Genomic DNA, 22,096 nt, shown 5'->3' on the forward strand with positions numbered 1-22,096 from the left:
CAGTTCTGTCAGTAAAATTGAAGACAATAAAAATACTGACAGATTTGTCAGTATTTTTTTTTAGAATTTTTTCAGGTAAATTTTGTCAATATAGTGATTTTCTGTTTTGTGAAGAATAATTTCTGCCCGATTTCTTGTGGGCTCAATATATTCTCTGAGATTGACACGATTGACACGTGCCCATGTTTCACGGGCTAGATTGATTACTTTATCTTCTGGCATTTTTGTAAATTGATGATAGAAGTTTGTCTGGTCATATTTAGCTAATTTTAAAAGGCTGTCAAAACGTTCGAGGTACCATTTTTCAATGAGTTTTTCGTCAGCATCGACATAAATTGAAAAATCATAAAAATCACTGATATAAAGCAGTTGATTTTGTGGATTTTGAAGCACATTAATTCCTTCTACGATAAGAATATCAGGGCTGTCAATGATTTGACTTTGGTCAGGCAAAATATCGTATGTTTCATGTGAGTAAATCGGAACTTCAAATTTTTCACCATTTTTGACGTGATAAAGAAAACTTGTTAATTTTTCCATATCATAGCTTTCAGGAAAACCTTTGCGGTCGAGAATCCCCATATTTTTTAAATCATTAGTCGTGTACAAAAATCCGTCGGTTGTCACTAAATCAACGGTTAATTTTGGAAAGGCACGTGAAAGGAGAAGCTGGAGAAGTCTTGCGGTCGTTGATTTTCCAACGGCGACTGAGCCAGAAATCCCAATGATGAGTGGGGGAGTTTTGACAATTTTTTGTAGGAAAAGTCCCTTAGAGTAACTCATGTCTTCTAAATTTTTTTTATATAAGCGAAGAAGATGAATCAGTGGTAAATAGACGTCCTCCACATCTTGTAAACTGATTTCATCATTGAGTGAGCGGATTGATTCTAACTCATCATGAGTTAAGGGAGCAATCGAAGTATTATAAAGATTTTGCCATGTTTTTCGGCTAATTTCGTCAAAATTAATGAATTCATTCATGACAAATATTTTATCATATTTTTGGCTTATCAAGGTAAAAAAACTAATAAATCTGTAAGCGTATTAAATAAGTTACTGACAAGATTTTTACACTTCTGTCAGTAAAAGTGTAAGAGATTACAAAATAAGTAGAAGTTCTAAAAATTTTTTTAAGATAAAAAAGGGCTTTTATGTTAAAATAAAATTAATGGTTAAAACAAATATGTATTATGAAGACAATCAAGATTTATCGCATGACTTCCAGACCTTAACAGTTGAATTGTTAGGTCAGTCAATGCGTTTTAAAACAGATCGTGGTGTCTTTTCAAAAAATGGAATTGATTATGGTTCTCGTGTTTTATTAGAAAACTATCAACCTGAAAGTGCAAAAAGTCTTTTAGATGTTGGGTGTGGTTATGGAACATTAGGGTTAACCTTAGCTAAAAAGTTTGATTTAGATGTGACAATGGTTGATGTCAATAGTCGGGCGCTTGATTTATGCCGTCAAAACGCGATTGACAATGCTGTCAGTAATAGTAAAATTGAACTTTCAAATATTTATGAGTCTGTCAGTGAAAAATATGATGCGATTATCTCAAATCCGCCAATTAGGGCCGGTAAAGAAGTGGTCCATGAAATTTTAGCTGGTGCTTTTGGTCACTTAAATGATGGAGGGCATTTGACAATTGTTATCCAAAAGAAACAGGGTGCCCCGTCTGCTCAAAAGAAAATGGAAGAAGTATTTGGTAATTGTCAGCTTGTAGCCAGAGATAAAGGATACTTTATTTTAAGAAGTTATAAAAATATATAATTATTGATAAGATAAAACGAGGAGGAGCCTATGACCTATCGGATGGTTGATCTCATTCAAAAGAAAAGAGATGGTGGTGAATTTAGCCAAGCTGAAATCGATTGGATGATTGAAAATTATGTCAAAGGAATCGTGCCAGACTATCAAATGTCAGCACTTGCGATGGCAATTTATTTTAAAGGGATGACTACAGAAGAAACTGCTCATCTCACGCTGGCAATGGTTCATTCAGGAAAAGAATTCGATTTGACTGATATTGCCGGAATCAAGGTTGATAAACATTCTACTGGTGGAGTGGGTGATAAAGTAACACTTATTTTAGCTCCGCTTGTAGCGTCATTTGGGGTTCCTGTTGCGAAAATGTCTGGTCGTGGGCTTGGACATACGGGAGGAACTTTGGACAAATTGGAATCAATTCCTGGCTTCAAATTTGAAAAAACGGAAAAAGAATTTATTGATCAGGTCAAAGAAACAGGAATTGCCATAATTGGGCAATCCGATGAACTTGTTAAAGCCGATAAATTACTCTATGCTCTTCGAGATGTCACAGCAACTGTTGATATTATTCCTCTAATTGCTAGTTCTGTCATGTCCAAAAAAATTGCCGCAGGCTCTGACGCCATTCTACTAGATGTAACTGTAGGAGATGGGGCTTTTATGAAGTCAGTTGAAGATGCTCGCCTTCTCGCTCAAACAATGGTTGACCTTGGTAAATCTGTAGGACGAGAAACCGTCGCTGTCATCACAAATATGAGTCAGCCTCTTGGTTTTGCTATCGGAAATCGAAATGAAATGACTGAAGCAGTTCATACTCTACAAGGAAAAGCACCAAAGGAATTCCAAGAATTTATTGCGGAACTTGCCCAAATTATGCTGCAACTTGCGGGACTTGAAAAATCAATTCCTGAAATTTTAGAGCATTTTACTAATGGTTTAGCTTACGGAAAATTTGTTGAAATGGTCAAGGCCCAAGGTGGTGACCCAACTGCCTTTGACTATTTGACAGCCCCTCTTCAAGTAAAATATCAAGTGGAAATTAAAGCAGATAAATCAGGATTTATTAGTGAAGAAAAAGCCTTAGGAATTGGTCTTCTTGCTATGAAATTAGGAGCAGGACGTGCAACTAAGACTGATGATATTGATTTTGAAGCAGGTGTTACTCTTACGAAAAAGGTAGGAGATAAGGTGAGTGCCGGTGAAGTCATTGCTCAGCTTTATTCCAACCGCGAAATTACTGACGAATTAGTTGCTGAATTTAATGACAGTTTGGTCATTAGTGATCAACAAGTTCATCAAAAAGAAATTCTAGAAATTATCAGATAAGATGAAAAATGATTTAAAAATCCCAACACCTGTCATGGCCCTGCAAGTCATCTTGTCAGCTTTGGCTGGAGCAGCGACCAAATTGTACTTACAAAATTTTGGTTGGCTTATTCAACTTATTGCTTTTATCATTATCTTCGTTGTAGTCTATCTCATCGTTGGAATGATTTACTTAAGATTAAAAAAATAGAAAGAACATAAAATGCAAATTAATAAATATATTGACCATACTATTCTTAAAGCCGATGCTCCCAAATCTAAAGTTCAACAAATAATTGATGAAGCAAAAAAATATGATTTCATGAGCGTTTGTATTAACCCAACATGGGTAAGTTATGCCAGTCAAGAACTTAAAGACTCAGACGTTAAAGTATGTACAGTAATTGGTTTTCCTTTAGGTGCTAATACTTCTGAACTCAAAGCTTTTGAAGCTAAAAACGCTATTGAAAATGGTGCTGATGAAATTGACATGGTCATTAATATTGGCGCAGCCAAATCTAAGGATTGGAATCTTGTTGAGTCAGATATCGCAGCTGTCAACGCAGTAAAAGGTGATAAACTTCTTAAAGTTATCATTGAAACAAGCCTTTTAACTGACGATGAAAAGATTAAAGCTTGCCAAATTGCTAAATCAGTTGGTGCTGATTTTGTCAAAACTTCAACAGGTTTCTCAACAGGTGGAGCGACTGTTCATGATGTAAAATTAATGCGTCAAACGGTTGGCCCAGATATGGGAGTTAAGGCTTCTGGTGGAGTTCATAATCTTGAAGAAGCAAAAGCAATGATTGATGCTGGTGCAACACGTCTTGGTGTTTCGGCCGGCGTTGCAATTATGGAAGGTCTGACTTCAAATGACAACTACTAAAAAAATGATTGCTGCCGCACGCGAAGCGGCGAGTTTGGCATATGTTCCCTACTCTCATTTTCCTGTAGGAGCAGCTTTTCATACAACTGATGGTCGAATTATCACAGGTTGTAATATTGAAAATGCTAGTTTTGGACTTTCTAATTGTGCTGAACGAACAGCTATTTTTAAAGCAATATCAGAAGGCCTGAAAGATTTTGATGCTCTTTATGTATTCGGAGAAACAGAAGAACCAATTAGCCCTTGTGGTGCTTGTAGACAAGTTATTGCAGAATTTTGTCCAGCAGATATGCCAGTTTTTTTGATTTCTAAAAATGAAGATGTAAAAGAAACTTCAGTTGAGGAACTTTTACCATATTCTTTCAAAAATCTTGATTAAAATAAAATTGATATGCTATCAATAGGTAGCATATTAATTTGTAACTAAAGTAAGCGCTTTAACTTTTTTCTTTTAAAAAATGTAAAAATGGTAATTACTGATAAATATGAATAATTCTTAGTAATTGATAGGTTATTTCCGAACATTTAGCGAGAAAAAGGGATATTCAGCTTATTTGGACTTGCAAAAAGGCTAAATATATCTTAAAATAGTCTTAAGCTATATTTAGCCAAACAAAACTCGGAGGATACCCTTTCCATGAAAAAACGTGTAATCGCAGTTAGTGCTCTCGCACTTGCATCAGTCGCAGTCCTTGCAGGATGCCGTTCACATGACGCAGCCGGATCAGGTAAAGCAAAAACTGACCTTAAAGCAGCAATCGTCACCGATACTGGTGGTGTAAACGACCGTTCATTTAACCAATCCGCTTGGGAAGGTCTTCAAAGCTGGGGGAAAGAAAATAACCTGAAAAAAGGTACAGGATACACTTATTTCCAATCTAACTCTGCTTCAGATTATACAACTAACTATAACTCTGCGGAACAACAAGGCTACAAACTTTTGTTTGGTATCGGATTCTCTTTACAAGATGCAACATCAGCTGCAGCAAAAAATAATCCTAAATCTAACTTTGTAATCGTTGACTCAGTCATCAAAGACCAAAAAAATGTGGCATCAGCAACTTTTGCTGATAACGAAAGTGCCTACCTTGCTGGTGTAGCTGCCGCAAAAGCAACTAAGACTAACAAAATTGGTTTCATCGGTGGAATGCAATCAGATGTTATTACACGTTTTGAAAAAGGTTATGAAGCTGGAGCTAAATCTGTAAACCCAGATATTAAAGTTGATGTTCAATATGCGGGATCTTTCTCTGACGCGGCCAAGGGTAAAACAATTGCTGCGGCTATGTACGGTGCTGGTGATGACGTAGTTTATCAATGTGCTGGTGGTGTAGGAACTGGTGTCTTCAGTGAAGCTAAAGCATTGAACTCAACTAAAAATGAGGCTGACAAAGTTTGGGTTATCGGTGTTGACCAAGACCAAGAATATCTTGGAAAATACAAATCTAAAGACGGTAAAGATTCTAACTTTGTACTTGTATCAACAATCAAAGAAGTTGGTAATGTTGTAAAAGATATCGCTGACAAGACTAAAGATGGTAAATTCCCTGGTGGAACAATCGTTACTTATGACCTTAAAAATGGTGGGGTTAACTTAGGACTTGACAGTGCAAATTCAGAAATCAAAGATGCAGTTGCTAAAGCAAAAGCAGATATTATTGATGGAAAAATCACTGTTCCTTCAAAATAATTGAATACTGATAAAAGATAAAAAAGAGTTAGTTATATTAACTAATTCTTTTTTTATAAATTAAAAGCTAATAGAAGATAAGATTTGCGATTATTTTAAATGTTCTTTATTTGTAAGTCATATGAACTGTGATATAATGGTAGACAGATATTAAAGTGGTATATATTGTTATTATTTAGTTAGGGGGAACTATGGCAAGAAAATCAGTACCGAATTATGTAAAAATACATGATGCCTTAAAAGATGAAGTTGAAAAAGGCATCTGGAAAATTGGACAACGTCTTCCAAGCGAACGTGATTTGGCTGAGCGCTTTACTGTCAGTCGAATGACAGCAAGACAAGCGGTAACAGCCTTGGTTGATGAAGGAATTCTTGACCGTCGTGTGGGTTCTGGAACTTATGTTGCTAGCCGACGTGTTCGTGAAAAAATGCGTGGAACAACTTCCTTTACAGAAATTATCAGCTCACAAGGTAAAGTTCCTTCAACAGAAGTTTTGAGTTATATTAGAACGGCGCCAAATGAGGTTGAATGTGAAAAACTAAATATCACCAAAAAGGATTCAATCATCCGAATGGAGCGGATTCGTTATGCGGATAATGTTCCAATTTGTTATGAAGTGGCAAGTATTCCTTTCAAATTGGTCAAATCTTTTGATAAAAAAGAAATTACGAGTAACTTCTTTAAAACTTTAGAAAGTCACGGACATGTGATTGGTCGTAGTGAACAGATTGTTTCAGCTAAAAGAGTCAGTACAGAGGTTTCAGAGTATTTAAAAACAAGAGTTGGAGCTGCTATTCTTGGCTTAACTCAGGTTTCTTATTTAACAGATGGCACAGCTTTTGAATATGTCTTATCTCAATATGTTGGTGACCGTTTTGAGTTTTATTTGGAAAGATAAAAAGGACTTAGTGAAGTCCTTTTTTTACTTGCCGACGATATTTGTACTGACGAAGTTGAAAATGAATCCAACATCCTATACAAAAACCACTTAAAGCAATAGAAGCGGTTAGAAAGACAAAAGCTGCAAAGATTATTGCTAAGATAGGATGATTAGTGATTGAGGAAATCAAACTAGCACTTAATAGAGCAGTAGCGATAATTTGATTGAAGCGAAGGTCTGATTTATCTTCGAGCACATATTCTGAAGCTTTCTTCTTTAGAAAGCTTTTGGCGATTAAAATAATAAAATTTTTCTCGAAAAGAATGCCAGATAGTCCAGCGAGAATAGGAAGTAGTAGAATCCAATAGAAATGAGTGATGACTGCCAAAATGACACTGAGAACAATAAAAGTTTGATTAGTACGAACGAGTGGGCGAGGAATGCCCTGAAATGTATATTTAGCCATAAAAACTCTCCAATCTTGATAAATTGATTTTATCTTAATTGGAGAGTTTTGGTTATAAGAATTTTTTAATTTGATAAGTAAATTTGTTGAAGGCTTCAATTAGAGATTTACGGTGAAAGTTGTCCCTTTTCCAAGAATGGATACAACGTCAATTGTTCCGTGAAGCTCTTGAACATTTTTCTCAACGATAGCAAGTCCTAAACCTGTTCCATTAACTTCTGCACGACTTTCATCAACCCGGTAGAAGCGGTCGAAAATTCGCTCTTTTTGAATTTCACTAAGACCAGGACCATTGTCAGTTACACTGAAAATGACTTTATTTTGTTCAAGATGTAAGCTGACAAAAATTTGTCCATTTGCTGGAGTGTATTTAATTGCATTTTCAATCAAATTCTCAAAAATGCTATGAACCATTTGTTCATTGGTTTTAAAAGTGATTTCTTCAATTTGGGATTCTAAATGAAGTGATTTTTCATTAATTTGTGGTCCTGAGCTTTGGAGAATATTTTGTATCAAAGCTGAAAGATTAATTTTCTTTTTATCAATTCGATGATTTTGTTTGGTCAAAAGCAGTGTATCCTGAACTAAATCCATCAGGCGTGAACTTTCCTTATTGATAATTGATGCGAAATTTTTTGTGTCAGAACTTGAAATTGAATCTGTTTCCAGAAGTTCAGCGAAGCCTTTGATAGAAGTAAGGGGAGTTTTTAATTCATGAGAAACGTTAGCAATAAAAGCATTGTGGGCATCCACTGTTCGACGATAAGAGCTAACATCCATCATAGTCACCATAAATCGACTATCCAAATCAGGTAAAGGAGTGATACGGACTTGATAATAAGCCCCAAGTTTTTCAAAATAGAAAAGTTTTTCTTGAATATCAGGATGTAAAATTTTATCAACAAGAAAATTTAAGAAATCAGCATAGGGGCTGAAAATATCTAGATTTTCAGTATCTGAAAATTCATTTTTGAAAGAAGCATTGGTCCGACGAATTTTTCCTTTATTATTATAAATGAAAATCGGAAATTGGAAAAATTCAATAAATTCGTAGAGATTTTCTTTCTTTTCAGTATGAGAGAGCGCTTGTTTCTGAATTTTTTCGCCCAATTTATTGAGCTCAGTTGTAATTTTATCGTCGTTCTCATTCATCAAATAGCTTTGAGTTAATGGACTACGCTCGATATTTTTAATTTTAGCAACGGTATTTTCTCGAAAAACATAAGCTCTCTGAGCAGAACGTAAAACTTGGATGGCGACAGCCAAGTAAAATAAAATTGCAAAAATGATAATGGCAAAATCTGTAAAGAAAGTAGAGGTACGATTTTCTGTAACCTTTAGATAACCGTTAATTTGACCCTCGCTAAATATGGGACTGGTCACGGTTATTTCTTGAGAATCTAAACTACGTGCGTAAGTCGCACCCTTTTTAATTTTTTTAGTATCCGAATTTACTGTATTCTTTGGAAGATGTTCAAAATTATCTGGCAGAGGATTATCAGGATGTTTTTCTAAAAAGAGTTGTATTTTATCTATTGTTTTTAATACTCGATTTGTATCATTTTCTAAGATATTTTGGTTCGATAGAATCACCAAACTTAAGGTCGCAATAATATATAGGACCGTCATAAGCATGATGTGTTTAAGTTTCATTTTCTTCAAAATAGTATCCGAATCCTCGTTTTGTTTTGATATAATGATTATTTAATTTTTTACGAATTTTAGAAATGAGCACATCAATGGTGCGGGTTTCAGCAGTGTCTGAAATTCCCCAAAAATGTTGTAGGAGTTCTTCACGACTGACAATTTTCCCCTCTCTTTTAGCTAAGAGCTCAAGGATTTCAAATTCTCGTTTGGTTAAATCTAAAACTTTTTCGTCAAAAGTGACTTCTTTTTTTATAAAATCAATGACCAATTTGTCAGTAACTAATGATGAAGGACTTTCATCTAAAGATTCACTGACAGTTTCGGAGGGTGCTTGGTTATACATTTGATTTCTGCGAATGAGCGCATCGGCTCTGACAATGATTTCTTTCATTGGAGTCGTTTTATCTAAATACTCATCAGAACCTGCTGACAGCCCTGTCAGTTTCATTTCATCATCATCTCGAGCAGTTAAAATTAAAATTGGTGTAAAATTACCTTCTTTACGAAGTTTTTGGGTGACTTCAATTCCGGAATATTCGGGCATCATTAAATCAAGTAGAAGTAAATCAAAGGGATTTTTACGAGCTTTGTCATAAGCTTTTTTCCCGTCTGATACAATAGTTACTTCGTAATCATTTTGCCGAAAATTATAAGATAAAAGGGTCAAAATTGCCCGATCATCATCAGCAATTAAAATTTTTTTCATACTTTTAATTATAACGAAAACAGGGAGTTTTGTATAGAATAAATTATTAATTTTAGCTAAAAAAAATAATGGATACTTAGACTTTGATAAAGATAAAAAAATTACATTTTATTATTTTAAATCATCAATTAGAAAATAATGAATAAACATAAAAAATGATATAAATTTTGTTATAATAGAGCTTATGGAAATCGAAAAAACGAATCGAATGAATACTCTTTTTGAGTTTTATGCGACACTTTTGACTGATAAACAAATGAATTACATTGAACTTTATTATGCCGATGATTATAGTTTGGCAGAGATTGCTGAAGAATTTAATATCAGTCGTCAAGCTGTTTATGACAATATCAAAAGAACAGAAAAAGTACTTGAAAGCTACGAAGAAAAATTACACCTTTTTAGTAATTATGTGGTTCGTAATCAATTATTAGAAGAGCTAATGAAAAAATATTCTACTGACCAATATTTAATCACTAAACTACAAGAAATTCAACAAATTGATGAAGAAGAGTTTTAAAGAATTTACTGACAGAAATTTTTTTATTACTGACAGCTTTGAATCAAATGATAAAGGAATCTGTCAGCTCACCTTTCTCATATAAAATACAAACTTTAATGAAATTTTACTGACAGAAAAGTTAAAATATGCTATAATTAGACTTCAAGGTTCAAAGAATTACTGACAGAATAATCAGTAGGTCTCTCCTTAAATTTGGGGGCGTTACGGATTCGACAGGCATTGTCGCGCATGAACTGCAACTGCTGAGGGATCAGGATAATCATCCGCAGATAAATATAACTGCTAAAAATAATACACAAACTTACGCAATGGCAGCCTAAACAGCACCATGCGTGCCTGATTTTTGCTCACTGATGGCAATTTGACGGCCTAAACTTTTAGTCAGATACGTTGTTGTGGAGGCTTGACGCAGCAAAAGAGATTTAAAGCCCCGCAAAATGTCGCTGTTTGAGACTGGCTTTGGCATTTTGTTAAATTTGAGAAAGTCCTATGGTTGTAGACGTTGATGTAGCAAGGTGTTTGGACAGGGGTTCGACTCCCCTCGCCTCCATTGAATGGATTTTATAGAATCCAACAGTATTAGAAATCGTTCAATAGAGCGATTTTTGTTTTTCTTAATCCGATATAATCGGATAAAAAGCAGAACCATACCCAAAAAAGTATAGAAAAACTAGCTCTTTTTAGCTCGTTAAAAGTCGATGTATGTAGAGAATTTATCTTCGATATTATCTTTAGTGAATTCTGTGATATGTGTATAAACATTAATAGTAGTTTTTTAATCAGAATATCCTAATCTATATTAAACTTGTTTAAAAGTCATACCTGAATCAAAAAGGAAGCTAGCATGAATGTGTCTAAATGCGTCAATTCTGATAGGTTTAATCTCTTTTACTTTGAATATCTTAAACTGAAATTTGATGAATTAAAACAAATGGAAAATATCACGATAAAAATAACGAGTATAGTTTTTATCGTGATATTAGTTTGGTTCTTATGAGCTTAGTGCTTTTTATAGCAAATAAAATCTATTGATAAACTAATACCTGCCCTCTGAGCATTCTCCTTTTGTAAAAAATTTATTTCAGAAATGAGCATAAAAAGGGTATAATAATTATAGTAAAAAAATCTTTTTATAGATTCATTCTTAAGTGCCTCTAGCCCAGGTACTTTTTTTATTATTCATTTAATAAAAAAACTTTTTAAATAATTTTTTCCAAAAGAAATTCTTTAATAAATACTTTCAATCACCACCTATGGCGCTTTTTATGTACGCATTTTTAGTTGTTGTATTGTCTTGGTTACGAAATTGGTTTATTTTTGTAATGTTTAGCTTAAAGTGATATACTCTAATCGTTGAATTATTAAAAGACACACAATATATTTGAGGATTCTTGTTTAATATATATAAATGTGATGTCTAGGAGAATATCTAGGAGGATATTATGAAAAAAATTGGTTTAGTAATTTTAGCAGCAATGGCATTGATAACAGGAGGGGTTATTAATGCACATCAAGTTTCCGCTGATACAGCACAACAGCCTTCCGAAGAAAAATTTGATACTAGAATTTTTAGAATTTACAATCCTAACACAGGTGAACACTTACTCACGCCTTCTGGTTGGGAAATAGTTGTTTTAGAGAAAGAGGGATGGAAAGCTGAAGGAGTCGCATTTTATGCTCCTCAGGTCAAACCTCCATATAGTGGCTATCCAATTGTACAACGTTTATATAATCCAAATGCAGGAGATCATCATTATACAACAAGTAATTTTGAAGTCATGAGCCTTGTTTCGGTTGGCTGGAGCAATGATGGGGAAAACTTTACATTCCCAGTTGCTAAGGCCAATACTGGTGTACCTGTTTACCGTTTATATAATCCAAATGCAAAGGTAGGTTCGCATCACTTTACAATGAGTTCTTATGAGAGAAATTATCTAATAAAAGCCGGATGGAAAAATGAGGGTATCGCATTTAACGCATATTCTGAACCGAATTATTAAAAATAACCCTGACTTCGGTCAGGGTTTTATTTTATTTTTTTATAACAATGTGGCGAAAGCAATAACTAATATACAAATGATTGTGCAAGATAAGTTATCTAGCGATTTATTAGATATCATCGTGTAAACAAAAAGTATGAGAATAATTGGGCTTATACTTGCTATAATCAAATATAGCTGCTGTACTTCACCAATATTTCTGTGCAGTTTATTCCGTGTTACCTATGAAATACACTAATTCATATTAAAACAACGATAAATAAGTAAAAATGAACAGATAAAGTTCTACTTACAAAGTTTGATTTAATCTAAATAAAACTAAAACTATAAATATAATGTCAGTCATCTGCTGCCATTTTTATTTTTATAATCGACCATTTTACTTGAAAATATCTATACAACTTCATATAATTGAATTATCTATGCACCAATTTCTGTCTTATAAAGTAATTTATTCTATAAGTTTTTTATTCTATAAGATATTTCAGTGTGTAGCAAGACGTTTAAATTTATTAGACGTCTTTTTATTATTCATTAAGAAAAGAAGTGTGTAATGAATTTATTCCAGTCGTCTATCACTTTAGACGCTTTTTTATAAGAAAAACCGCTAGAATTTTAAAAACTAGTGGAATTGATGTGTACCAGATCTTTTAAGTTAAAAATAAATCATGATTTCTATATTTTAGAATGGTACATTATAATTCTATCAATTCTAGCTTAAACGAATAATAAGTTTCATAAAATTAGTATGATACGATGCATGTTCTTAGACACTGTTTCTAATTTATTGATTGAGATTTTTTAAGCATTGTGATTACAAAATAATTGGAATTATAAGAAGGATAGGGAAATTCAAATACTAGTCATCAAAATATAAATTTAGTTCACAATATATTGATGAAGAAAATAAAAAACCTCTACTAGACAACAAAATAGTAGAAGAAATTATTTCAAAATTGGCCGGATTCTGATTATAAAAAGATAATGTGTAAATAGCAAATATAGTCAAAAAAATAGTTTTCTTTGGCAATGATTATTATAACACTAGATAAAATATCTTGTCGTTAACAAAAGCTAACAAAAGACTCAAACTTGCTAAGAATGAGAGCCCTGTAAATGAGTAACAATAAAACTAACTCGACTAGCTTTATTAAACTAAAAATATTTTATCACTAATATTATTACCTATTACTATTACCTATTATTAACTAATGATAGTATTCCTTAATGATATACTTTATCAATCAATGGAGGATTACCCAAGACTGGCTGAAGGGAACGGTCTTGAAAACCGTCAGGCGTGTAAGAGCGTGCGTGGGTTCGAACCCCACATCCTCCTTAGGCAGCCAATGTATATTGGTTGTCTTATTCATCATCTTCCTATTTGAAGATTTCTTTATATGGCCCACCAATGGTGGTTTTTTCATGTTATTACTGTCCCTCAGCTTCTCATCGTTGAAAGGTGGAATAGTCAACTAAGAGAAAAAATATAAATTATTATATAATATGTTAATAAAAATAAGTGGAGCATTATTATGAAAAAAGTATATTTTCTTTGTACAGGTAACTCTTGTCGTTCTCAAATTGCCGAAGGTTATGGGCATAAAATTTTGGAAGGGTGGGAGGTTCGGTCCTCAGGGATAGAAATGCATGGTTTAAACCCCCGTGCAGTTAAAGTAATGGCAGAAGAGGGAATAGATATTTCTTCTCAGAAATCTGAGCTAATTGATTTAGATTATTTTAATGAATGTGATTTGATAATTACTTTATGTGGAGATGCTCTTGATAAATGTCCGATGATTCCTAAAGGAGTTAATCACGAACACTGGGACTTACAAGACCCTGCTCGTGCGACAGGGACAGAATCAGAAATTTTGGCTGAGTTTAGAAAAACAAGAGATTTAATAAAAGGACAAGTTAAAATGATTGAAAAATGATTTATTTTATCTATTAAAAAGGAGTAAAAATGAAGTATAAAATCGGACAATTAGTAAATTTACCAGAAACAAGATATAAAGGAATTATCGGTACAGTAATCGCTGAAAATAAAGCAGGAATCTTAGTTAGGTTTAACGGAAGTCAACAATTGTATTTTAAAGAAGAAGAACTTAAAGCATATAAAAAATAAATAAGTTTTAACTGATTTCGGTCAGCTTTTTATTTTCATTTATTATATAATGTTTATCGCTTTCATTTTGTTAGTGATAGTATTATAATAAAATTATAAGAATAGGTGGAGGTATTATTATGGCGAAACAGTATAAAAAAATATTAGTTCCTGTCGATGGTTCTGACCAAGCTTATAATGCGGTTCGAGAAGGAGTGATGTTAGCGCAATGGTCTGAAGCGGAGTTAATTGTATTGACCGTTAAAGATTTAGTGCGATATTATGGCATTGCTAACTATGGTATTGTTGAGACTCCAGGATTGGATAAGTTGGCAAATGATATTTTACTCAAAGTAGGCTCTATTATTCCAGCAGAATCTAAATTCAAAACGCAAATTTTATCGGGTTCTCCAAAACGAGAAATTGTTCAATATGCTAAGGAAAACGATATTGATTTAATTGTCATGGGGGCAACAGGAGCAGGAGCGTTTGATAGATTACTTGCAGGATCTACGACGAATTATGTTGTCAATCATGCACCTTGTGGTGTAACTATCGTTCAAGGATAAGAATCAGTTTATAATAAAAAGGCCTATCATTAGTGATAGTTCTTTTTATTTTTTATATCTAATTTATACTGATATAATCTAGTTGAGGAGAAATTTATGATATCACTTATTTTAATAATTATTGTAGGAATAGAGCATTTATTGTTTGGATTTATTGAGATGTTTGGAGGAACAAAGTTACAAGCTGACGCTTTTGGTTTTGATGAATCTGAATTAAAAAATAAGACATTGCAGGTTGCGCTCTCCAATCAAGGGATTTATAATCTTGGTTTTGGTTTGATAATTATATTACTAGCCATAATGAATGCAGCTACTTCCGTTTTTATTATTGCGATGCTTTTTGTCACCTTAGTTGGAATCTATGGTGCTTTGACAGTGACGAAAAAAATATTATTTGTTCAAGCTTTACCGGCACTTGTAACTTTAATAGTTCTTTTGCTATCGCTTTGAACCTAAAATTAACTTCTTTAAGGATAAAAAAGCGCTGCGATTAGCGTTTTTTTATTTCAAATTTATTTAATGGTTTAGTAAGTGACCAATAATAAATAAAATCCAGATATGAATTGGATAAAAACCATAGAAAAAATATTTTTCAAAGGCTGAAGAGCGACCACCCTTTTTGCCATTGTATAGGTAAATAAAAGGAAGAACGGTGATGATTAGGAATTCTGGGTTAAGAGAAATACTTTGCCAAAGCGACATGGAAGTCTCAAAAGAAAAGGCCTGTAGAAGAAATAAGATTGATAAAAGTAGTGTACCAATATAAAGAATCCAATCTTTTCCACTTTTACGTGATGCGTACATTAAATATGGAAGGATTAGAGCAACTAAACTTGCTTCAGTAAATATTGAGAGAGCTGAAACGAAAATGAGCGGAAAAATCAGCAATATTTTCTTCTTTTCTATAATAGTATCAAGGAGCCATACAGCACCAAAACCACAGGCTAAACTCAGAAAGATATTTGGATTAAGGATGGTAAAAAAGCTTATGGAGACATTCATGAGATAATGTATGACTAAATTTCCGAGAGCCATGACTGCTCCAGCAACTAGAAGGCGTGTTAGATATTTTTTTCGACTTCGGGTATAAAAGAACCCTTCAATCATTAGAAAAAAGAAGAGAGGAGAGACGAATTGGGATGCCATATCTAAGATAGAAAAATCGGGTATCCCAGGAAGTCCTAGAAGAACTTCTAGGTAAATATGGTCAAGTAGCATGAATATGATTGCTATTATTTTAAGTTGATAGCCAGATAAACCAAAACGTTGTTTCAAAAAAGTACCTCACAAAAATATATTTTACCTATCTATTTTAATATGGAAAATAAAAGGTATAACTTACGTTTATGTAAGGTCAGTTTTGAGGAAATACTCATTTATATTTCAGAAATAAATTGTTTGGAGTCAAGAAATTTATAAATCGCAAAACGGTAATAAAAAAAGCGTTGTTTAGACGCTTAATCAAAATTGCTATGTCTTCCCCAATTTATTGCCATTAAAATAGTCACTATTGGCAGAGCGTACAACCAAATAAGTGATATCAGAGCTCCAGGTAGTAAAAAGACTAGAAAGATTTTAATTCTTTCCAGATTTCTCGTTCGAAGAGTAGCACTCCCATTGTATTGTTTATAAATTATTTGACTGAAAACAATCAAACTAATCCAAGGAATTAAATAGGTTGAAACATAGGCTAAACTTGCAGTCAAAGAGTTTGGATGTTCTGCGTGTGCAACAGTTGAAAAGGGAAAGAGACAAACAATAAGTAGAATCCAATGATTAGACCAGAGAATTAACTCATCAATTTTATTTGATTTGATAAATGTCATTACATGGTGCAGTGAGTTCCAAATGGAAGCAAGAGCAACAAAAGTAGTGATATAAATAAGGAGCATAAGTAATACATTTGGTGAAAAAAGATTTCCATCTTCTGGAACTTTAAATTCTAAAACTGTTAGGGTCATTACTACGGCAAATATTCCGTCAGTAAGCGCCTCTATTCTGCTTTTATTCATACTTATAATTATAGCAAAAAAAGCTAATAAACTCTGTTATAGAAAGAGCTTATTAGCTTTTTATTAATATCTTATATAGGTGTTATTAGTTGAATCACGAGTGACTAGATAGAAAGACCCATCTGGCAAAACTTGATAAAATTCCACTGTTCCACTTCCACCATTTGCAAGTATTTTATTGGAAAAGTTTAGAGAGAAGAAAAATCAGTTATTTTAGTGAGTAGATTATTTTTGTGATTAACAAAAGTTATCAATAAATGGTATTGAAAGCAAACTCGAAAATATGTAGAATTATCTTATCCAATATCTCTTAGATTTTTCAAATTTCCAAGAATTTGATTTAACAGATATAATAACCAATAGTGGCCTCTTGAAAGAGGTCATTTTTTATTTCAAAATGTGATATAATAATTGACAGAAATAGAGAGAATATAAGGATGTAATGATGGAAAATAGTTTAAATATCATTGAAAAAATGAATCCTAATCAAAAAATAAATTATGATCGTGTTTTTCAAAAAGTTCGGGAAAGTTGGGAAAGAGATTCTGTTCGTCCTAAAATTTTACTTCATAGCTGTTGCGCTCCCTGTAGCACTTATTCTTTAGAATATTTGACAAAATCAGCTGATGTGACGATTTATTTTGCTAATTCAAATATTCATCCGTCAACTGAATATACAAGAAGAAAAATGGTTCAAGAACAATTTGTAAACGATTTTAATGAACGGACAGGAAATAATGTTCAATTTATTGCTGCCGAATATGAACCAAATGTCTTTTTACAAATGGTTCGTCAAAAACATTTAGAAAATGAACCTGAGGGTGGAAAACGTTGCACCTCTTGTTTTGAAATGCGATTGGATATAGTTGCTGAGAAAGCTTTAGAACTTGGTTTTGATTATTTTGGTAGTGCTTTGACTTTATCACCAAAGAAGAATAGCCAATTAATTAATGAAATTGGTCTTGACATTCAAAAGATTTATGATGTGAATTATCTTCCAAGTGATTTTAAGAAGAATAATGGTTATAAACGTTCAGTAGAGATGTGTAAAGAATACGATGTTTATCGTCAATGTTATTGTGGATGTATTTTTGCCGCTAAAGCACAAGGGATTGATTTAAAAGAACAGAATCGAGAAGCTATTAAATTTATTAGAAATCAATCATAATCATAGATTTGTATTTAAAAAATAAGAAAATAACTTGACAAAAGAGCCCATTTTTAATAAAATGAGGGTAACTTAAATATTCCAAAGGGGAGTAGCGTCGGTAAGACCGAAACAAAGTCGTCAATTCGTGAGATTCTCACCGGCTTTGTTGACATACTTATGTATGTTTAGCAAGACCTTTGCCAGTTTTGATATCTGGCAGAGGTCTTTTTTTGTAAAACCTCTCATGATATCAGTTAGAAATAAAGGAGAATCATTATGCAGCCTTACAATCAATCCGTCAATGAAGTTTTAGAGAAAACTAAAAGTCAATTCGAAGGTTTGAGCCCAAAAGAAGTTGAAAATCGTCAAGCTAAAGATGGTTTCAATGAATTGAAAGAAAAGAAAAAAACTTCAACTTGGGAACTTTTTATTGATACTTTGAAAGACACAATGGTTATCATCTTACTTTTAGTTGCTTTTGTCCAACTTTTCTTGGGAGAATTTGTTGAATCACTTGTTATTTTCATTGTTTTGATGATTAATTCAGTGGTCGCAGTCGTGCAAACTAAACGAGCAGAAAGTTCTCTAGATGCTTTGAGACAGATGTCGGCACCCTCAGCTAAAGTTTTACGTAATGGAGAGAAAACATCAATTCCTGCGCGTGAGCTTGTTGTTGGCGATATTGTTTCACTTGAGGCCGGTGATTTTATTCCAGCAGATGGACGTTTAATTGATGTTCAAAACTTACGTGTCGAAGAAGGAATGCTGACAGGTGAGTCTGAACCGGTTGAAAAATTTTCAGATGTCATTGAGGGAGAAGTTGCACTTGGTGACCGCAAGAATATGGTCTTCAGTTCAAGTCTTGTTGTTTATGGACGAGCAGATTTTCTTGTAACAGCAATTGCTGAGCAAACCGAGATTGGTAAAATTGCTCAAATGTTGGAAACTGCGGAAGCTAAACAAACGCCACTTCAACAAAAATTGGAAAAATTTGGTAAACAATTAGGTTGGGCAATTTTAGCGCTCTGTGCTTTAATTTTTGCTGTTCAAATTTTGAGACTCTTTACGACAAATCAAACGGCTGATATGCAAAAGGCTGTTCTTGATTCATTCATGTTTGCAGTTGCAGTTGCGGTTGCTGCAATTCCTGAAGCTCTTTCATCAGTTGTTACAATTGTTTTATCTGTTGGAACAAATAAAATGGCAAAACAGCATGCGATTATGCGTAATTTGCCAGCTGTAGAAACATTGGGTTCAACTTCGGTCATTTGTACTGACAAAACCGGAACTTTGACTCAAAACAAAATGACCGTTGTTGATTCTTTCTTGCCAACGCAAGGCAGTAAAGAACTGACAGATTTAACACAGGCAGACCAAAAATTGTTACTTAATGCAATGGTACTTTGTAATGATTCATCATTTTCACAAGAAGGTCAGCTACTTGGTGACCCTACTGAAGTGGCTTTAATTGCTTACAGTGACAAAATCGGCTATCCATATCAAGATTTAAGAGAAAAATCACCACGTCTGGCTGAATTTCCATTTGATTCAGAACGTAAATTAATGAGTACAATCAATGATTTTGAAGGTCAGAAAACAATTTTTGTTAAAGGTGGCCCAGATGTACTCTTTAATCGCTGTAATCAAGTTTTCTTGGATAGAAAAGTGCAAGAATTTACTCCTGAATTGAAAGAGAAATTTCAAGCTCAAAATGAAGTTTTCAGTCAAAAAGCGCTCCGTGTATTGGCTTATGCTTACAAACCTGTCAGTGATGATAAGACTGAACTCACACTTACTGACGAAAATGATTTGATTCTGATTGGTCTGTCAGCAATGATTGACCCACCTCGTGAAGCTGTTTATGATTCTATTGTCGAAGCAAAAAAAGCCGGCATTAAAACGATTATGATTACGGGTGACCACAAAACGACAGCACAAGCCATTGCCAAAGATATTGGTTTGATGAACGAAGGAGATATGGCGCTCACTGGTCAAGAACTTGACGCACTGACTGAGGATGAACTTCGTGAAAACTTAGAAAAGATTTCGGTTTATGCTCGTGTTTCTCCTGAAAATAAAATTCGGATTGTTCGTGCTTGGCAAAATGAGCATCAAGTAACCGCGATGACTGGTGATGGTGTAAATGATGCTCCAGCCCTGAAACAAGCTAATATTGGGATTGCAATGGGTTCAGGAACAGATGTAGCAAAAGATGCGTCAAGTATGATTTTGACTGATGATAATTTCGTATCAATTGTTTCTGCTGTATCAATTGGTCGTGTGGTTTATGATAATATCAAAAAATCAATTAGTTACCTTTTCTCTGGAAACTTAGGAGCGATTATTGCGATTGTCTTTGCTTTGGTCGTGGGCTGGGTCAATCCATTTACTGCTTTGCAACTTTTATTTATTAACTTGGTCAATGACTCTGTCCCAGCAATTGCCTTAGGAATGGAAAAAGCAGAACCAGATGTTATGGAAAAAGCTCCTCGTCAGTTAAATGAAGGAATCTTTGCCAATGGGTTAATGCGGGTTATTTTGATTCGTGGTTCATTGATTGGGATTGCGGCGATTATTTCACAATATGTTGGACAAAAAATATCACCTGAAATGGGTGTGGCTATGGCCTTTACAACTTTGATTTTGGCACGTACTTTGCAAACTTTTGCTGCACGTTCAAATTCACAAAATATTTTAAAACTTGGTTTTACAACGAATAAGTACGTTTTGATGGCTGTGACTTTCTGTCTTGCTTTATACAGCTTGACTACTCTTCCATTCCTCAGAGAAATTTTCTCAATTCCAGCTGCTTTTGGTTGGTCTCAATGGATTGTAGCAGCAGGACTTGCCGTAATTGCTGTAATCTGTATGGAAATTCTCAAGTCAATTAAAGGTGTTTTTGAAAAACATTAAAATTTTAAAAAAAATCACTGACAAAAATCTGTCAGTGATTTTTAAATACTTGAATTTTTATCATATTGATTTAAATGATAAGTTTCAATCATATTGATAAGTTTGTCAGCATAAGTGGGGTCTGTTGCATAGCCAGAATTTTGAACGGCTTTAGCAGCAGTTTTATAATCAGTTGCACTAAGAACCGAAGCATATTGTTTAGAATTCCATGTTGTTCCGTAAAGGAAAAGCTGGGTGTGTGCCGAAACTGAATCAGCAAAATTTGGATAAACACGGAAAACACCTTGGACAGTGACCCACTGACCATTTTCATATTCTTGCGTAGCAAGCGAAACCTTTGGCACATCACCAGATGCTTTGACACCAAAAAGATTATGATATTTGCTTGCAAGTTCGCTTTTGCCAAAATTAGACTCAAGACAGGCTTGAGCAATGGTGATAGAAGCGAGTACTTGACTTTCTTTTTGTGATTTTTGAGCGAGTGGAGCAATTTCTTTGATGAATTTATGTTCATTAATTTCTTGAAGTTGTGCTTCAGACGGCTTTTGTGCTTGGTTATTAAAAATTTTATTATAGACTAAGATTCCTAAAATAACTAGGAAAATAATGATGAGCTGTTTTAACAAGGATTGACGTCGATTTGGTTTTCTTCGTCGAGTTTTATATTTCATAAAAATAGTTTAACATAAAATTCAAGTTCTTGGCTTAAAAATCAATATTTGTTATACTAAAATTAGTTGAGAAGTAAGCGATAAAATTTCTGTCAGTAAAATTTTACTGACAGCCATAAATTTTTACTGACAGAATCGGTATTGTCAATAAATAATTAAATAAAAGCCATGGAGGCAATCAAATGAATTTTTATGATTTTAGTGCCGTTAAAATGAACGGCGAAACTGTTTCAATGTCTGATTTTAAAGGTAAAGTTGTAATTGTGGTCAACACTGCAAGTAAATGTGGCTTTACACCGCAATTTGAAGGACTTGAAAAGTTGTATGAAAACTATAAAGACCAAGGATTGGAAATTCTAGGTTTTCCCTGTAATCAATTTGCTAATCAAGACGCTGGCGAAAATTCGGAGATTAATGAATTTTGTCAGTTAAATTATGGAGTCACTTTCCCCATGTTTCAAAAAATTAAAGTCAATGGTAAAGAAGCACATCCCCTTTATCAATTTTTGAAAAAAGAAGCAAAAGGGGCACTTAGCGGGACCATTAAATGGAATTTCACAAAATTTTTAATTGACCGAGAAGGAAATGTTATTGAACGTTTTGCGCCAAAAACGGAACCTAAAGAAATGGAAGAAGAAATCCAAAAATTACTTTAATTAATTTCTTAAGGAAAAGTGTTTTAAAACTTGTAAAAGCTCAATTATTTTGCTAAACTAATAAACAATAAAACTTTTAATCTAGTCCAGAGAGGCTAGCAAGGTTGTGAACAAGAAATATTATCCTTAAAAGTTACTGACAGAAC

At 33.6% G+C, this 22,096-nt stretch carries 23 protein-coding genes, 1 tRNA gene and 1 other RNA gene; 18 read left to right on the forward strand and 7 right to left on the reverse strand.

The genetic code is table 11. From position 1 onward, the window contains the following. Positions 1-60: 60 nt before the first annotated feature. Positions 61-981, reverse strand: a complete 921-nt coding sequence (coaA, locus tag LDP15_RS02560) for a type I pantothenate kinase (RefSeq protein ID WP_015426616.1) — start codon at positions 979-981, stop codon at positions 61-63. 187 nt (positions 982-1,168) lie between these two features. Here coaA and LDP15_RS02565 point away from each other — a divergent pair, with 187 nt between their 5' ends. From LDP15_RS02565 to LDP15_RS02595, 7 genes are all read left to right on the forward strand, one after another. Next, a complete protein-coding gene (locus LDP15_RS02565) occupies positions 1,169-1,771 on the forward strand; it encodes a class I SAM-dependent methyltransferase (protein ID WP_015426615.1) in 603 nt (200 codons plus the stop codon). A gap of 30 nt (positions 1,772-1,801) precedes the next feature. Continuing rightward, the gene (locus tag LDP15_RS02570) at positions 1,802-3,094 is read left to right on the forward strand and encodes a pyrimidine-nucleoside phosphorylase (protein WP_015426614.1); all 1,293 of its coding nucleotides are present in this window, start codon (positions 1,802-1,804) and stop codon (positions 3,092-3,094) included. A 1-nt stretch (position 3,095) separates the two neighbouring features. Then, on the forward strand, positions 3,096-3,284 hold the full coding sequence (locus LDP15_RS02575) for a hypothetical protein (protein ID WP_015426613.1): 189 nt from the start codon (positions 3,096-3,098) through the stop codon (positions 3,282-3,284). A gap of 12 nt (positions 3,285-3,296) precedes the next feature. Further along, positions 3,297-3,959, forward strand: coding sequence for a deoxyribose-phosphate aldolase (gene deoC / locus LDP15_RS02580; protein ID WP_015426612.1), 663 nt, complete (start codon positions 3,297-3,299; stop codon positions 3,957-3,959). Beyond that, a complete protein-coding gene (locus LDP15_RS02585; RefSeq protein WP_015426611.1) occupies positions 3,946-4,338 on the forward strand; it encodes a cytidine deaminase in 393 nt (130 codons plus the stop codon). Before deoC ends, LDP15_RS02585 begins: the two co-directional genes overlap by 14 nt. A gap of 258 nt (positions 4,339-4,596) precedes the next feature. Then, positions 4,597-5,649: a BMP family protein gene (locus LDP15_RS02590; RefSeq protein ID WP_012898057.1), complete on the forward strand. Its 1,053-nt coding sequence runs from the start codon at positions 4,597-4,599 to the stop codon at positions 5,647-5,649. A 191-nt stretch (positions 5,650-5,840) separates the two neighbouring features. Beyond that, complete coding sequence (locus LDP15_RS02595; protein WP_003130471.1) at positions 5,841-6,548, forward strand: GntR family transcriptional regulator; 708 nt, start codon at positions 5,841-5,843, stop codon at positions 6,546-6,548. Positions 6,549-6,555: 7 nt separating this feature from the next. On the opposite strand, the gene LDP15_RS02600 is transcribed toward LDP15_RS02595, so the two are convergent. The 3 genes from LDP15_RS02600 to LDP15_RS02610 all read right to left on the reverse strand — a co-directional run bounded on the left by LDP15_RS02600 (position 6,556) and on the right by LDP15_RS02610 (position 9,349). Further along, positions 6,556-6,996, reverse strand: coding sequence for a DUF4395 domain-containing protein (locus LDP15_RS02600; RefSeq protein WP_225513479.1), 441 nt, complete (start codon positions 6,994-6,996; stop codon positions 6,556-6,558). Between the two features lie 99 nt (positions 6,997-7,095). After that, complete coding sequence (locus LDP15_RS02605; protein ID WP_015426609.1) at positions 7,096-8,649, reverse strand: cell wall metabolism sensor histidine kinase WalK; 1,554 nt, start codon at positions 8,647-8,649, stop codon at positions 7,096-7,098. Next, positions 8,639-9,349: a response regulator transcription factor gene (locus LDP15_RS02610; protein WP_015426608.1), complete on the reverse strand. Its 711-nt coding sequence runs from the start codon at positions 9,347-9,349 to the stop codon at positions 8,639-8,641. Before LDP15_RS02610 ends, LDP15_RS02605 begins: the two co-directional genes overlap by 11 nt. Before the next feature lie 184 nt (positions 9,350-9,533). Here LDP15_RS02610 and LDP15_RS02615 point away from each other — a divergent pair, with 184 nt between their 5' ends. The 8 genes from LDP15_RS02615 (at position 9,534) to LDP15_RS02650 (ending at position 14,998) form a co-directional block, all read left to right on the forward strand. Beyond that, positions 9,534-9,869, forward strand: coding sequence for a putative DNA-binding protein (locus LDP15_RS02615; protein ID WP_003130477.1), 336 nt, complete (start codon positions 9,534-9,536; stop codon positions 9,867-9,869). A 197-nt stretch (positions 9,870-10,066) separates the two neighbouring features. Beyond that, positions 10,067-10,425, forward strand: a transfer-messenger RNA (tmRNA) gene (gene ssrA / locus LDP15_RS02620). An 889-nt stretch (positions 10,426-11,314) separates the two neighbouring features. Next, positions 11,315-11,872 (forward strand): hypothetical protein, encoded by a 558-nt coding sequence (locus LDP15_RS02625; protein WP_015426605.1) that lies wholly within the window; start codon positions 11,315-11,317, stop codon positions 11,870-11,872. A gap of 1,249 nt (positions 11,873-13,121) precedes the next feature. Continuing rightward, positions 13,122-13,211, forward strand: a tRNA-Ser gene (locus LDP15_RS02630). Between the two features lie 196 nt (positions 13,212-13,407). Then, positions 13,408-13,809: an arsenate reductase (thioredoxin) gene (gene arsC, locus LDP15_RS02635; RefSeq protein ID WP_015426601.1), complete on the forward strand. Its 402-nt coding sequence runs from the start codon at positions 13,408-13,410 to the stop codon at positions 13,807-13,809. A gap of 29 nt (positions 13,810-13,838) precedes the next feature. After that, on the forward strand, positions 13,839-14,000 hold the full coding sequence (locus tag LDP15_RS02640) for a hypothetical protein (protein ID WP_003130483.1): 162 nt from the start codon (positions 13,839-13,841) through the stop codon (positions 13,998-14,000). 119 nt (positions 14,001-14,119) lie between these two features. Next, on the forward strand, positions 14,120-14,548 hold the full coding sequence (locus LDP15_RS02645) for a universal stress protein (protein ID WP_003130484.1): 429 nt from the start codon (positions 14,120-14,122) through the stop codon (positions 14,546-14,548). Between the two features lie 96 nt (positions 14,549-14,644). Further along, entirely contained in the window at positions 14,645-14,998 is a 354-nt protein-coding gene (locus LDP15_RS02650) for a DUF1304 domain-containing protein (protein WP_015426600.1), read from the forward strand. 66 nt (positions 14,999-15,064) lie between these two features. Here the strand turns inward: LDP15_RS02650 and LDP15_RS02655 are convergent, their stop codons facing one another. Together LDP15_RS02655 and LDP15_RS02660 are read right to left on the reverse strand one after the other, a co-directional pair. Then, on the reverse strand, positions 15,065-15,823 hold the full coding sequence (locus LDP15_RS02655) for a TraX family protein (protein WP_042230434.1): 759 nt from the start codon (positions 15,821-15,823) through the stop codon (positions 15,065-15,067). Between the two features lie 182 nt (positions 15,824-16,005). Further along, positions 16,006-16,560, reverse strand: coding sequence for a TMEM175 family protein (locus tag LDP15_RS02660; protein ID WP_015426598.1), 555 nt, complete (start codon positions 16,558-16,560; stop codon positions 16,006-16,008). Positions 16,561-17,005: 445 nt separating this feature from the next. Between LDP15_RS02660 and LDP15_RS02665 the strand changes: the two genes are divergently transcribed. After that, on the forward strand, positions 17,006-17,728 hold the full coding sequence (locus LDP15_RS02665; RefSeq protein WP_042230432.1) for an epoxyqueuosine reductase QueH: 723 nt from the start codon (positions 17,006-17,008) through the stop codon (positions 17,726-17,728). Between the two features lie 258 nt (positions 17,729-17,986). After that, on the forward strand, positions 17,987-20,623 hold the full coding sequence (gene yoaB / locus LDP15_RS02670; protein WP_225513477.1) for a cation-translocating P-type ATPase: 2,637 nt from the start codon (positions 17,987-17,989) through the stop codon (positions 20,621-20,623). Between the two features lie 41 nt (positions 20,624-20,664). On the opposite strand, the gene LDP15_RS02675 is transcribed toward yoaB, so the two are convergent. After that, entirely contained in the window at positions 20,665-21,294 is a 630-nt protein-coding gene (locus LDP15_RS02675) for a glycoside hydrolase family 73 protein (protein WP_015426595.1), read from the reverse strand. 182 nt (positions 21,295-21,476) lie between these two features. Between LDP15_RS02675 and LDP15_RS02680 the strand changes: the two genes are divergently transcribed. Then, the gene (locus tag LDP15_RS02680) at positions 21,477-21,950 is read left to right on the forward strand and encodes a glutathione peroxidase (protein ID WP_015426594.1); all 474 of its coding nucleotides are present in this window, start codon (positions 21,477-21,479) and stop codon (positions 21,948-21,950) included. Positions 21,951-22,096: the final 146 nt, after the last annotated feature.

Origin of the sequence: Lactococcus sp. SK2-659, from assembly GCF_020218185.2 — a bacterium.
Taxonomy (GTDB): Bacteria; Bacillota; Bacilli; order Lactobacillales; family Streptococcaceae; genus Lactococcus; species Lactococcus lactis.

Coding starts and splice junctions, on each gene's coding strand:
- yoaB (WP_225513477.1), top strand. CDS start 17,987: ATGCAGCCTTACAATCAATCCGTCAATGAAGTTTTAGAGAAAACTAAA.
- coaA (WP_015426616.1), bottom strand. CDS start 981: ATGAATGAATTCATTAATTTTGACGAAATTAGCCGAAAAACATGGCAA.
- LDP15_RS02575 (WP_015426613.1), top strand. CDS start 3,096: ATGAAAAATGATTTAAAAATCCCAACACCTGTCATGGCCCTGCAAGTC.
- LDP15_RS02660 (WP_015426598.1), bottom strand. CDS start 16,560: ATGAATAAAAGCAGAATAGAGGCGCTTACTGACGGAATATTTGCCGTA.
- LDP15_RS02610 (WP_015426608.1), bottom strand. CDS start 9,349: ATGAAAAAAATTTTAATTGCTGATGATGATCGGGCAATTTTGACCCTT.
- LDP15_RS02615 (WP_003130477.1), top strand. CDS start 9,534: ATGGAAATCGAAAAAACGAATCGAATGAATACTCTTTTTGAGTTTTAT.
- LDP15_RS02625 (WP_015426605.1), top strand. CDS start 11,315: ATGAAAAAAATTGGTTTAGTAATTTTAGCAGCAATGGCATTGATAACA.
- LDP15_RS02645 (WP_003130484.1), top strand. CDS start 14,120: ATGGCGAAACAGTATAAAAAAATATTAGTTCCTGTCGATGGTTCTGAC.
- LDP15_RS02590 (WP_012898057.1), top strand. CDS start 4,597: ATGAAAAAACGTGTAATCGCAGTTAGTGCTCTCGCACTTGCATCAGTC.
- LDP15_RS02585 (WP_015426611.1), top strand. CDS start 3,946: ATGACAACTACTAAAAAAATGATTGCTGCCGCACGCGAAGCGGCGAGT.
- LDP15_RS02565 (WP_015426615.1), top strand. CDS start 1,169: ATGGTTAAAACAAATATGTATTATGAAGACAATCAAGATTTATCGCAT.
- LDP15_RS02665 (WP_042230432.1), top strand. CDS start 17,006: ATGGAAAATAGTTTAAATATCATTGAAAAAATGAATCCTAATCAAAAA.
- LDP15_RS02675 (WP_015426595.1), bottom strand. CDS start 21,294: ATGAAATATAAAACTCGACGAAGAAAACCAAATCGACGTCAATCCTTG.
- LDP15_RS02640 (WP_003130483.1), top strand. CDS start 13,839: ATGAAGTATAAAATCGGACAATTAGTAAATTTACCAGAAACAAGATAT.
- LDP15_RS02605 (WP_015426609.1), bottom strand. CDS start 8,649: ATGAAACTTAAACACATCATGCTTATGACGGTCCTATATATTATTGCG.
- arsC (WP_015426601.1), top strand. CDS start 13,408: ATGAAAAAAGTATATTTTCTTTGTACAGGTAACTCTTGTCGTTCTCAA.
- LDP15_RS02595 (WP_003130471.1), top strand. CDS start 5,841: ATGGCAAGAAAATCAGTACCGAATTATGTAAAAATACATGATGCCTTA.
- LDP15_RS02650 (WP_015426600.1), top strand. CDS start 14,645: ATGATATCACTTATTTTAATAATTATTGTAGGAATAGAGCATTTATTG.
- deoC (WP_015426612.1), top strand. CDS start 3,297: ATGCAAATTAATAAATATATTGACCATACTATTCTTAAAGCCGATGCT.
- LDP15_RS02570 (WP_015426614.1), top strand. CDS start 1,802: ATGACCTATCGGATGGTTGATCTCATTCAAAAGAAAAGAGATGGTGGT.
- LDP15_RS02600 (WP_225513479.1), bottom strand. CDS start 6,996: ATGGCTAAATATACATTTCAGGGCATTCCTCGCCCACTCGTTCGTACT.
- LDP15_RS02680 (WP_015426594.1), top strand. CDS start 21,477: ATGAATTTTTATGATTTTAGTGCCGTTAAAATGAACGGCGAAACTGTT.